Raw genomic sequence first — 11,626 nt, 5'->3', positions numbered from 1 at the left:
CGCGGGGGCCGTCGCGCGTGCGGGCGGGGCTCAGGGGGCGAGGACGTCCAGTTCGTGCAGGGCGCCCACGGCGATCTCCCTGGTGAGCCGCTCCGCCGCCGCCGCGTCGCCCTCGCGGACCGCTTCGGCGAGCCGGACGTGCAGGGTGACGGCGGCCGGGTCGGGGTCCTCGAACATGACCTGGTGGTGCGTACGGCCCGCCAGCACCTCGGCGACCACGTCACCGAGGCGCGCGAACATCTCGTTGCCGGAGGCGTCGAGCACGATCCGGTGGAACGCGATGTCGTGCTCCAGGTAGCCCTCCAGCTGCTGGCCGCGCGAGGTGGCGACCATGCCGAGGGCGCGCTCGGTGAGGGCGGCGCACTGCTCCGGGGTGGCGTTGCGGGCGGCGAGGCCGGCCGCCACGGGCTCGATCGCCGAACGCAGCACGGTCAGCGAGCGCAACTGGCGCGGGCGGTCCGCCCCGGCCAGCCGCCACCGGATGACCTGCGGGTCGTACACGTTCCACGCCCCGGTCGGCCGTACGGTCACGCCGACCCGGCGCCGGGACTCGACCAGGTGCATGGACTCCAGGACCCGGACCACCTCGCGCACGACGGTGCGCGAGACGTCGAAGCGCCGGGCGAGCTCGTCGGTCCGCAGGACCGCCCCCGGCGGATGCGTGCCGGCGGCGATCTCCAGTCCCAGGGTGTCCAGCACATGGGTATGGAGCCCGGGGCCCTGTGTGGTCATGGTCAAAGCCTACGGGGCGTCCTTCGACGACGAAAAGTACGACGTTTACGTCACAAAATCTTGAATAAGTCGTACGTATGGGTTTCAGTAGCGCGACGGACCGATGTCGAGGAAGACATCGCGGAAGACTGCGAGGCACCCCCATGAGCACTCCCCACGTCGTCGTGGTGATGGGCGTTGCAGGGACCGGCAAGACCACGATCGGCCCCCTGCTCGCCGCCGGACTCGGCGTTCCGTACGCGGAGGGCGACGACTTCCACCCCGCGGCCAACATCGCCAAGATGTCGGCCGGCGTCCCGCTGGACGACGCGGACCGGTGGCCCTGGCTCGACGCGATCGGCCGCTGGGCGCACGGCCGGGCGGGGCTCGGCGGGGTGGTGAGCAGCTCGGCGCTGAAGCGGTCGTACCGCGACCGGCTGCGCGCCGAGGCGCCCGGGGTCCTCTTCCTCCATCTGACCGGCGACCGGGCGCTGATCGAGGCCCGGATGGCGGGGCGTACGGGCCATTTCATGCCCACCGCCCTGCTCGACTCGCAGTTCGCCACCCTGCAGCCCCTGCAGGAGGACGAGGCCGGCGTCTCCGTCGACGTGTCCGGCACCCCCGAAGAAATCACCCAGCGAGCCGTCGCGGCCCTGCGCCGGCTCGAGGACTAAGGACCTCCACCGTGACCAGTCTCAGCGTCGAGATGTTGGCAGCGGACGCCGTCGAACCGATCACCTCGGCCGGCAACGCCCAGTTGGGCATCGCCGTCCTGGCGGGCATCGCCGTCATCGTCCTGCTCATCACCAAGTTCAAGATGCACGCGTTCCTCGCGCTGACCATCGGGTCGCTGGCGCTCGGCTCCTTCGCCGGGGCGGCCCCGGCGAAGACGATCGCCAGCTTCACCGCCGGTCTCGGCTCGACCGTCGCGGGCGTCGGCGTGCTGATCGCGCTCGGCGCGATCCTCGGGAAGCTGCTGGCCGACTCCGGCGGCGCGGACCAGATCGTCGACACCATCCTCGCCCGGGCGAGGGGGCGCTCCATGCCGTGGGCGATGGTGCTGATCGCCTCGGTGATCGGCCTGCCGCTCTTCTTCGAGGTCGGCATCGTGCTGCTGATCCCGGTGGTGCTGCTGGTCGCCAAGCGCGGCAACCAGTCGCTGATGCGGATCGGCATCCCGGCGCTGGCCGGTCTCTCCGTGATGCACGGGCTGATCCCGCCGCACCCCGGACCGCTGGTGGCGATCGACGCCCTCGGCGCCAACCTCGGGGTCACCCTGGCGCTGGGCGTCCTGGTGGCGATCCCCACCGTGGTCATCGCGGGGCCGCTCTTCTCGCGGGTCGCGGCGCGCTGGGTGGACGTCCCGGTGCCGGAGCGGATGGTCCCGCAGCGGCCCTCGGAGGATCTCGACCGCCGTCCCGGCTTCGGCGCCACGCTGGCGACGATCCTGCTGCCGGTGGTGCTGATGCTGGTCAAGGCCCTGGTCGACATCGTCGTGGACGATCCGGAACAGGGTCTCCAGAAGATCACCGACGTGATCGGCTCGCCGCTGATCGCGCTGCTGGCGGCGGTCGTGGTCGGCATGTTCACGCTGGGCCGGGCGGCCGGATTCTCCAAGGGCCGGCTCTCCACCACGGTCGAGAAGTCGCTCGCGCCGATCGCCGGTGTGCTGCTGATCGTGGGCGCGGGCGGCGGCTTCAAGCAGACCCTCATCGACGCGGGCGTGGGCCAGATGGTCCTGGACTTCTCCAGGAACTGGTCGATCCCGGCGCTGCTGCTGGGCTGGCTGATCGCGGTGGCGATCCGGCTGGCGACCGGCTCGGCGACGGTGGCCACCATCTCGGCGGCCGGTCTGGTCGCCCCGCTGGCGGCCGACATGTCGACCTCCCACGCCGCGCTGCTGGTGCTGGCGGTCGGCGCGGGCTCGCTCTTCTTCAGCCATGTCAACGACGCCGGGTTCTGGCTGGTGAAGGAGTACTTCGGGATGAGCGTCGGCCAGACGGTGAAGACCTGGTCGGTGATGGAGACGATCATCTCCGTGGTCTCGCTGGTCTTCGTCCTGCTGCTGTCACTGATCATCTAGGTCCCGCCCGGGGACCCGCCCCACGGCGCCCGCCGCCCGGCTCACGCCCCGGGCCGGCGGGCGCCGTCGTCGTACCGGCCGGAACCGGTGTCCAACTACCTTACGTTCGGCACCTGTTGACCACTCAGCGGCTTTTCGACCGTTTCGCCGCCGGACCGGACGGCGCGTGCCAGACTTGGCTCCATGGGAAATCACGAGCCTCTTGACGAAACCCTCGGGGCGCTGCCCGAAGGCCCCGCCGGGACCCCCCTCAAACCCTTTCTGCTGGCCTTCCCGGGGCCGCTGCGCGATCAGCTGGTCGAGGCGGTCCTCACCGGTGCGAAGGTCTCGACGACCGGGCTGCTCGCCGAGTACGAGGCGGAGGACGAGGAGCTGCCGCCGGTGGGCGAGCGGTCCGCGCTGATCGACTCGGACGGCCGGGAGGTCGCCGTACTGGAGGTGACGGAGGTACGGGTGCTGCGCCTGGGCGACGTCGGTCTCCAGCACGCGATCGACGAGGGCGAGGGCCACTCCTCGGTCGCCGAGTGGCGTGCGGCGCACGAGCGGTTCTGGCACGGCGACGAGATGCGGGAGGCGCTCGGCGACCCGGGCTTCACCGTCGACGACGACACGATGGTCGTCGCCGAGCGGTTCCGCGTCGTCGAACGGCTCGCCCCGGCCGCGTAGGCGCGGGAGCGGTAGCCGGGCGCCTCAGCCGACCGCCTTCGCGGCCGCCCGGCCCGCCGCCCGGCCGGAGAAGATGCAGCCGCCGAGGAAGGTCCCCTCCAGCGAGCGGTAGCCGTGCACCCCGCCACCGCCGAAGCCGGCCGCCTCGCCCGCCGCGTACACCCCGGCCAGCGGGGTGCCGTCCTCGGTCAGCACCCGGGAGGACAGGTCCGTCTCCAGTCCGCCGAGCGACTTGCGGGTGAGGATGTTCAGCCGTACGGCGATCAGCGGACCGGCCTTGGGGTCGAGGAGGCGGTGCGGTGCGGCGGTGCGGATCAGCTTGTCGCCGAGGTAGGCGCGGGCGCCGTGGATCGCGGTGATCTGGAGGTCCTTGGTGAAGGGGTTGGCGATCTCGCGGTCCCGGGCGACGATCTCGCGGCGCAGCTCGGCCTCGTCGATCAGCTCCTGGCCGGTCAGCTTGTTCATGCCCCGGACGAGCGCGGAGAGGTCCTTCTCCACGACGAAGTCGACCCCGTTGTCCATGAACGCCTTCACCGGCGCCGGTACGTCGGCGCGGGCCCGGCCGATCACGTCCCGGATCGACTTGCCGGTGAGGTCCGGGTTCTGCTCCGAGCCGGAGAGGGCGAACTCCTTCCCGATGATCCTCCGGTCGAGGACGAACCAGGTGTACTCGTGGCCGGACCGCATGATGTGTTCGAGGGTGCCGAGGGTGTCGAAGCCCGGGAAGAGCGGGACCGGGAGCCGCTTGCCGCGGGCGTCCAGCCAGAGCGAGGACGGTCCGGGCAGGATGCGGATGGCGTGCTTGGCCCAGATCGGGTTCCAGTTCTCGATGCCCTCGGTGTAGTGCCACATCCGGTCGCGGTTGATGTGGTGGGCGCCCGCCTCCTCGGCGATGCCGAGCATCAGTCCGTCGACGTGGGCGGGGACGCCGGAGAGCAGCTTCGCGGGCGGGGTGCCGAGCCGGGCGGGCCACTGCTTGCGGACCAGGTCGTGGTTGCCGCCGATGCCGCCGGAGGTGACGATCACCGCCTGGGCCCGCAGTTCGAAGGAGCCGGCCACCACCCGGCTGCTCGCGGTGCCCCGGGCCGCGGCGCTCGGCTCCAGCACCTCGCCGGTCACGGTGTCGACGGTGCCCCCGGTGCGGCCGAGGCCGGTGACCCGGTGCCGGAACGCGAAGCGCACGAGCCCCTTGGCGACGCCCGCGCGGACCCGGCGCTCGAAGGGGGCGACGACGCCGGGGCCGGTGCCCCAGGTGATGTGGAAGCGGGGTACGGAGTTGCCGTGGCCCGTGGCGTCGTAGCCGCCGCGTTCGGCCCAGCCGACCACGGGGAAGAGCCGCAGCCCCTGGGCGCGCAGCCAGGAGCGCTTCTCACCGGCCGCGAAGTCGACGTACGCCTCGGCCCACTTGCGCGGCCAGTGGTCCTCCTCGCGGTCGAAGCCCGCCGTGCCGAACCAGTCCTGGAGCGCCAGCTCGTGGCTGTCCCTGACCCGCATCCGGCGCTGCTCGGGCGAGTCGACCAGGAAGAGGCCGCCGAAGGACCAGTGCGCCTGGCCGCCGATCGACTGCTCGGGCTCCTGGTCGAGCAGGATCACCGAGCGCCCCGCCTCGGCCAGTTCGGCGGTGGCCACCAGTCCGGCCAGCCCCGCCCCGATCACGATCACATCAGCGTCGTACGCCATGGGTTCCATCCTTGTCGGGGCGGTCCGGTACCGGGGCGTGCGGTCCTGCCGGGGCCGGAAGTTACTCGTGCGTCAGATCTTCTGCACCGGCCGCCACGGCGTCAACCGCCCGGTCGGCCCCGTTCCGGCCGCACCCGGGGCACACCGGCGCTATCGTCGGTACACATCACCCCATTTCCGGCCCTGTACGAGGTAGCGGCATGTCGGTGCTGGTCGTCGCGCTCGCCATGAGTGCCGCCTGCTGCCTGGGATTCGGCTTCGTCCTCCAGCAGGCCGCCGCCTCGCACGCCCCGAGGAGCGACTACCTCTCGCCCCGGCTGCTGCTCGACCTGATGCGGGTGCGGAGCTGGCTGGCCGGGGTCGGGCTGATGGTCTGCGGGATGGTGCTGGGCGCCCTGGCCCTGGCCAACGGCGAGGTCTCCGTCGTCGAACCGCTCCTGGCCACCAATCTGCTCTTCGCGATGACCCTGTCCCGCCACCGCACCGGCCAGCGGCTCGGCCGTCAGGGCTGGGCCGGGCTCTGGCTGCTGGCCGGCGGGGTCGCGGCCTTCCTGCTGGCGGGGCGGCCCGAGGGCGGCGAGGCGGTGACCGGCGTACTGCGGCACTGGCTGGTGGTCGGGGTGGTGGTGGGGTCCGCGCTGCTGCTGACCACCGTCGCCAAACGCGCCGTCACCGCCGCCTCCCCCGCGCTGCTCGCGGTGGCGGCCGGGCTGCTCTACGGGCTCCAGGACGCGCTCACCCGGGTCAGCGGCCAGCTCATCACGGGGGGCGGGTGGACGGCGCTGCTCACGGCGTGGCAGCCGTACGCCGTCGTCCTGCTGGGGGTGACGGGGCTGCTGCTGGTGCAGAGCGCGTTCGAGACCGGGCCGCTCAGGGTCTCGCTGCCCCCGCTGACCGCCGCCCAGCCGCTGGCCGGGATCGCCTGCGGGATCGGCTTCCTCGGCGACCGGCTGCGCACCGACGCCGGGGCGCTGGCCTGGCAGGCCGTCGGGCTCGCCGCGATCGTCGTCGGGATCGTGCTGCTCGGGCTCCATCCGGCGATGCCGGAGGGGCCGGTCGGCGGGCGCCGGGAGAAGAGCCTCCAGCCCAACTGAGCTGCTCCGGAGGCCCCTCCACTGGTTTTTAATAATGTCCAGTATTACAGTGCGGGTATGGCGCGAACGTCCGGCCCCGAGACCCGGGAGAAGCTGATCCGCGCGGCCGAGGAGATCTTCGCCGCCCAGGGTCCGGACGGCGCTCAGCTGCGCGACATCGTCCGGCTCGCCGGCCAGAGCAACCCCTCCGCAGTCCAGTACCACTTCGGCTCCCGGGCCGGGTTGCTGGACGCGGTGATGGCGGGCCGCCAGGACCGCACCGAGCGGGTGATGGCCCGGCTGCTGGACGCGCTGGACGCGGACTGCGGCGTACGGGAGCTGGTCGCCGCGCTGGTGACGGCCGAGGCGAGTCTGCTCGCCGACGACCGGGGCTGCCGCTGTCTGCGGATCTCGGTCCGGCTCACCCATGAGACCGGGCTGCGGACCGGCACCCCGCATCCCGTCCTGGACGACACCCACTACGGGCGGCTGATCGCCCTGCTCAAGGACCGTCTGGGCGCGTTGCCCGCCCCGGTCCGCCTGGAGCGCCTGGACCTGGCGCTCACCCTGATCGGCGCGGCGTTCGCCGACCGCGCGCGCCAGCGGCTCGACGGGATCGAGCCGCTGACCGGCGAGGCGTTCTTCCTCGCCGATCTCGTCGAAACCACCACTGCGTTCCTGCGCGCCCCGGTGCCGGGCACCCCCTGAGGGGCCCGTACCGCCGGGGTCACCGCATCACGCACCCTTCCGTACCGCACAGAGGAAACACCATGACTGACACGAGCAACCTCAGCGACAAGACCGTCATCATCACCGGCGGCGCCCGGGGCCTGGGCGCCGAGGCCGCGCGCCTCGCGGTGGCGGGCGGCGCCAACGTGGTGATCACCGACCTGCTCGACGAGGAGGGTGCGGCCACCGCCGCCGAGCTGGGCGGGAAGGCCCGCTTCGTCCACCACGACGTGACCTCCGAGGAGGACTGGCAGCGGGTCGCCGAGTTCGCCGTCGCCGAGTTCGGCCGGATCGACGGTCTGGTCAACAACGCCGGGGTGTCGACCGGGATGCCGCTGGAGACCGAGAGCGTCGAGCACTTCCGCAAGGTCATCGACATCAACCTGACCGCCGTCTTCATCGGCATGAAGACGGTGATCCCGCTGATGAAGGAGAACGGCGGCGGCTCGATCGTCAACATCTCCTCGGCGGCCGGCCTGATGGGCCTCGCCCTGACCTCCAGCTACGGTGCCTCGAAGTGGGCCGTGCGCGGGCTGACGAAGGTCGGCGCGGTGGAACTCGGCACGTCCCGGATCCGGGTCAACTCGGTGCACCCCGGCATGACGTACACCCCGATGACCGCCTCCGTCGGCATCCAGCAGGGCGAGGGCAACTACCCGAACACCCCGATGGGCCGGGTCGGCGAGGCCCCGGAGATCGCCGCCGCGGTCACCTTCCTGCTCTCGGACGCCGCCTCGTACATCACCGGTGCCGAGCTGGCCGTGGACGGCGGCTGGACCACCGGTCCGACCGTCAAGTACGTCATGGGCCAGTGATCCCGCGGCGGTGTCCTGATGTTGGATGGGGAGCATGACTCCTTCTGACGAGATCCTGGACATCGTCGACGAGAACGACCAGGTCGTGGGGCAGGCCCCGCGCGGTGAGGCGACCGCGCGGGGCCTTCGCCATCGCTGCGTCTTCATCGAGGCCCGGGACGCGGAGGGGCGGCTCTTCGTCCACCGCAGGACCGCGGGGAAGCTGGTCTTCCCGTCCCACTACGACATGTTCGTCGGCGGGGTGGTCGGTGCCGGGGAGTCGTACGACGAGGCCGCGCTGCGGGAGGCCGAGGAGGAGCTGGGGGTGTCCGGACTCCCCCGGCCCGAGCCGCTCTTCAAGTTCCTCTACGAGAGCGCCGCGCACTCCTGGTGGTCGTACGTCTACCGGGTGCGGTGCGAGCTGCCGGTCAGCCCGCAGGTGGAGGAGGTGGCCTGGCACACCTTCCTCACCGACGACGAGCTGGACGCGCGGATCGACGACTGGCCGTGGGTGCCGGACGGGCTGGCGGCCTACCGGCGACTGCGCGCCCACCGGGCGGGTGGGGCGGGCGCCTGAGCCCGGTCGGCGCCCTCCCCGGGGGAAGCGGCGGATAGGGTCCGGACGTGATCGAATTCGTGCGGGGCCTGCGGCTGTGGTTCGCGCCGGAACGCGTCCGCGAGGAGGGCGCGACGCCCGACTACCGGTTCTCGCTCGCCAACGAACGCACCTTCCTCGCCTGGATCCGGACGGCCCTGGCGCTGATCGGCGGCGGTTTCGCGGTCGACCAGTTCCTGCCGGAGCTGGCCTGGGGCGTGCGCGCGGGGCTGGCGCTGGCCCTGCTGGCGGCCGGGGTGCTGTGCGCGCTGCGGGCCGTCAACCACTGGGTGCGGTGCGAGCGGGCGATGCGGCGCGGGGAGGACCTGCCGGTCTCGCGGTTCCCGACGCTGCTCGGTCTGGCGGTCGCCGTGGTGGCGGTGGCGATGGTGGTGGTGGTCCTCTTCGGCTGGGAGGGCCGGTGAGCGGCGTGCCGCGCGATCCCGGGCTCCAGCCCGAGCGGACCCGGCTGGCCTGGCGGCGGACGACGCTGTCCTGCACGGTGGTGCTGGCGCTGGCGGTGAAGCAGGCGCTGCACGCCGGGGCGGGCCCGGCCGCGGTGGTGGCGGTGGCGGTGGGCGCGCTGGCCTGGCTGGGGATGCTGGTGGTGGCGCACCGGCGGGTGCTGCGGATGCGGAGCGCCCGGCCCCGGCCGATGACGGTGCGCGGGGCGCTGGCGGTGGCCGGGTGTGCGGTGGTGCTCGCGGGGTGCGCCACGGCCATGCTGTTCTGAGCCGCCGCGCGTCCGGGGCGCGGGGCCCGGACGGGCCGCCGCACTCCTCGCGCGCCGGTCACCAGCGGGGGATCGCCGGGGTCCGCCACTCCGGTTCGGCCTTGCGCATCGCGGCCGCGTCGTCGCGCTCGCGCATCGTGCCGTCGTCGTCGAGCCAGCGCCGGTGCAGCGCGGCGAGCCGCTCGCGGTCGAGTTCGACGCCGAGGCCGGGGGCGTCGGAGACGGTGAGGTGTCCGTCCTCGAAGACATGGCGGGTGGTGATGACGTCCTCGGTCTGCCAGGGGTAGTGGCTGTCGCAGGCGTAGTCGAGGTTGGCGACGGTGGCGGCGACGTGGGTCATCGCGGCGAGGCTGATGCCGAGGTGGGTGTTGGAGTGCATGGAGAGGCCGACGCCGAAGGTGCGGCAGATCGCGGCCAGCTCCCGGGTCCGGTGCAGCCCGCCCCAGTAGTGGTGGTTGGAGAGGACGACCTGCACGGCACCCCGGGCGAAGGCCTCCGGCACCTCGGCGAGGGTGGTCACGCACATGTTGGTGGCCAGCGGTACGTCGGTGCCCGCGGCGACCTCGGCCATCGGCCCCGTACCGGTCGCCGGGTCCTCCAGGTATTCGAGTACGTCCTTGAGCTGGTCGGCGACGTACAGCGAGGTCTCCACGGACCAGGCGCCGTTGGGATCCAGGCGCAGCGGCCGGCCGGGAAACTCCTCGGCCAGGGCGCGGATCGCGGCGATCTCCCGGTCGGGCTCGAAGACGCCGCCCTTCAGCTTGAAGGACGAGAAACCGTACGCGCGGGCGAAGCGGCGGGCCTGGGCGACGATGCCGGCCGGGTCGAGGGCGGCGCCCCAGTCGTCCCGTTCGCCGCCCTCGGGGTGGGCGGCCCAGCGGTAGAAGAGGTAGGCGCTGTACTCGACCCGGTCGCGGACCTTTCCGCCGAGCAGGGCGTGCACGGGCAGGCCGAGGGACTTGCCCAGCGCGTCCAGGCAGGCGACCTCGAAGCCGGAGACGACGGAGAGCCGGAGCTTGTCGGCGGTCTGGACACCGCGCAGGCCGCCGGCCTCGACCCGGTCGTCGGCCGCGCCCGAATCGCCGCACACCGCGTCGGCCAGCGCGAAGAGGCCGTTCAGATCGCTGACCGGGCGGCCCCGGAGCGCCTCGGCGAGCGGCCGGGCGAGCTCCAGGTACTTCCCGTCCCCGTACGTCTCGCCGACACCGGTGACCCCACCCCGGGTGACGACCTCCACGACGAGCCGCGGGGTGTACGGCTGGTGGACGCCCTGGGTGTTGAGCAGGGGCGGGTCGGCTATCAGGATCGGGGTCAGCCGGACATCGTCGATCAGCAACTCTGTATTCATACGTGAACTCTATTCAGGGATACGACTGAGCACCAGACTCCGGAGGGGGCGAGAACACCGCCCCGCCCCAGGGATCACGGACGACCCGCCGCCGGACACTGGACGACATACCGACTGGTCGGCATGATGGTTCCCGTCTTTCTTCCCCTCCGGAGGTGCGCACGATGAGCTCAGTCCCCCCGCCGGGCACCGGCCCCGACGTCTCCCCGCCGGGTCTCGACCTCGACCGGCTGCGCGGGCATCTCGACCGGGAACGGCCGGGGCTGGTGGGCGGACCGCTGCGGGCCCGGCTGATCGAGGGCGGCCGCTCGAACCTCACGTACGTCGTCACGGACGGCACCGGCCGGTGGGTGGTCCGCAGGCCCCCGCTGGGTCATGTGCTGGCCACCGCGCACGACATGCGGCGGGAGCACCGGGTGATCAGCGCCCTGCACCCGACGGGTGTGCCGGTGCCCGAGCCGGTGCTGCTCTGCGAGGACGAGTCGGTGAACGGTGCGCCGTTCTACGTCATGGAGTACGTGGCGGGCACCCCGTACCGCACGGTCGAGCAGCTCGCCCCGCTGGGCCCCGGGCGCACCCGGGAGGCGGTCCTCGGGCTCGTCGACACCCTGGTCGACCTGCACGCGGTGGACCCGCAAGCCGTCGGGCTCGGCGACTTCGGGCGTCCCGAGGGCTTCCTGGAGCGGCAGCTGCGCCGCTGGGGCAAGCAGCTGGACGCCTCGCGCAACCGCGAACTGCCCGGCATCGACGCGCTGCACACCGCGCTCGGCCGCGCGCTGCCCGCCTCGCCCGCGCCCACCGTCGTCCACGGCGACTACCGGCTGGACAACGTGCTGATCGGCGACGACGACCGGATCAAGGCCGTACTGGACTGGGAGATGTCCACACTCGGCGACCCCCTCACCGACCTCGGGCTGCTGGTCATGTACAGCTCGGACCTCGGCCTGGCCGAGTCACCGGTCTCCACCACCAGCGGCGCGCCCGGCCACCCCTCCCCCGCCGAGCTGATCGAGCGCTACGCCGCCCGCTCCGGCCGGGACACCTCCGCCCTCTCCTGGTACACGGCGTTCGCCTGGTTCAAGCTGGCCGTGATCCTGGAGGGCATCCACTACCGCTACACCCTGGGCCAGACCGTCGGCGCCGGCTTCGACCGGATCGGCGGCCTCGTCCCCGTCTTCATCGAGCACGGCCTCACCACCCTCCAGGAAGGCTGA

General features: G+C 72.5%; 13 protein-coding genes. 10 read left to right on the top strand and 3 right to left on the bottom strand.

Annotated features, from left to right (window positions below):
* Positions 1–30: 30 nt before the first annotated feature.
* Positions 31–732, bottom strand: a complete 702-nt coding sequence (locus ACF08W_RS13040) for an FCD domain-containing protein (protein WP_352279196.1) — start codon at positions 730–732, stop codon at positions 31–33.
* A gap of 143 nt (positions 733–875) precedes the next feature.
* On the opposite strand from ACF08W_RS13040, the gene ACF08W_RS13035 reads away from it, so the two are divergent.
* The 3 genes from ACF08W_RS13035 (at position 876) to ACF08W_RS13025 (ending at position 3,460) form a co-directional block, all read left to right on the top strand.
* On the top strand, positions 876–1,385 hold the full coding sequence (locus ACF08W_RS13035; RefSeq protein ID WP_352279198.1) for a gluconokinase: 510 nt from the start codon (positions 876–878) through the stop codon (positions 1,383–1,385).
* Positions 1,386–1,396: 11 nt separating this feature from the next.
* Positions 1,397–2,794 carry a gluconate:H+ symporter gene (locus ACF08W_RS13030; RefSeq protein WP_352279200.1) on the top strand — a complete coding sequence of 466 codons (1,398 nt, stop codon included), beginning with the start codon at positions 1,397–1,399 and terminating at the stop codon, positions 2,792–2,794.
* Positions 2,795–2,977: 183 nt separating this feature from the next.
* A complete protein-coding gene (locus ACF08W_RS13025; protein WP_392279280.1) occupies positions 2,978–3,460 on the top strand; it encodes an ASCH domain-containing protein in 483 nt (160 codons plus the stop codon).
* A gap of 24 nt (positions 3,461–3,484) precedes the next feature.
* Here the strand turns inward: ACF08W_RS13025 and ACF08W_RS13020 are convergent, their stop codons facing one another.
* A complete protein-coding gene (locus tag ACF08W_RS13020) occupies positions 3,485–5,140 on the bottom strand; it encodes an FAD-binding dehydrogenase (RefSeq protein WP_392279279.1) in 1,656 nt (551 codons plus the stop codon).
* Between the two features lie 200 nt (positions 5,141–5,340).
* Here ACF08W_RS13020 and ACF08W_RS13015 point away from each other — a divergent pair, with 200 nt between their 5' ends.
* From ACF08W_RS13015 to ACF08W_RS12990, 6 genes are all read left to right on the top strand, one after another.
* Positions 5,341–6,234 carry a DMT family transporter gene (locus ACF08W_RS13015; protein WP_352279206.1) on the top strand — a complete coding sequence of 298 codons (894 nt, stop codon included), beginning with the start codon at positions 5,341–5,343 and terminating at the stop codon, positions 6,232–6,234.
* 57 nt (positions 6,235–6,291) lie between these two features.
* Positions 6,292–6,921, top strand: a complete 630-nt coding sequence (locus ACF08W_RS13010) for a TetR family transcriptional regulator (RefSeq protein ID WP_352279208.1) — start codon at positions 6,292–6,294, stop codon at positions 6,919–6,921.
* A 62-nt stretch (positions 6,922–6,983) separates the two neighbouring features.
* Positions 6,984–7,757 carry a glucose 1-dehydrogenase gene (locus tag ACF08W_RS13005; protein ID WP_352279209.1) on the top strand — a complete coding sequence of 258 codons (774 nt, stop codon included), beginning with the start codon at positions 6,984–6,986 and terminating at the stop codon, positions 7,755–7,757.
* Between the two features lie 34 nt (positions 7,758–7,791).
* Positions 7,792–8,313, top strand: coding sequence for an NUDIX domain-containing protein (locus ACF08W_RS13000; protein WP_392279278.1), 522 nt, complete (start codon positions 7,792–7,794; stop codon positions 8,311–8,313).
* A 47-nt stretch (positions 8,314–8,360) separates the two neighbouring features.
* Positions 8,361–8,756, top strand: a complete 396-nt coding sequence (locus ACF08W_RS12995) for a DUF202 domain-containing protein (RefSeq protein ID WP_352279212.1) — start codon at positions 8,361–8,363, stop codon at positions 8,754–8,756.
* The gene (locus ACF08W_RS12990) at positions 8,753–9,064 is read left to right on the top strand and encodes a DUF202 domain-containing protein (protein ID WP_392279277.1); all 312 of its coding nucleotides are present in this window, start codon (positions 8,753–8,755) and stop codon (positions 9,062–9,064) included. Before ACF08W_RS12995 ends, ACF08W_RS12990 begins: the two co-directional genes overlap by 4 nt.
* A 58-nt stretch (positions 9,065–9,122) precedes the next feature.
* Here the strand turns inward: ACF08W_RS12990 and ACF08W_RS12985 are convergent, their stop codons facing one another.
* Positions 9,123–10,412, bottom strand: a complete 1,290-nt coding sequence (locus tag ACF08W_RS12985) for a glucarate dehydratase family protein (RefSeq protein WP_392279276.1) — start codon at positions 10,410–10,412, stop codon at positions 9,123–9,125.
* Between the two features lie 164 nt (positions 10,413–10,576).
* Here ACF08W_RS12985 and ACF08W_RS12980 point away from each other — a divergent pair, with 164 nt between their 5' ends.
* On the top strand, positions 10,577–11,626 hold the full coding sequence (locus ACF08W_RS12980; RefSeq protein WP_385210533.1) for a phosphotransferase family protein: 1,050 nt from the start codon (positions 10,577–10,579) through the stop codon (positions 11,624–11,626).

Source organism: Streptomyces sp. NPDC015144 (assembly GCF_043079735.1).
Taxonomy (GTDB): domain Bacteria; phylum Actinomycetota; class Actinomycetes; order Streptomycetales; family Streptomycetaceae; genus Streptomyces.
This window is presented reverse-complemented; position numbering and strand designations above follow the sequence as displayed.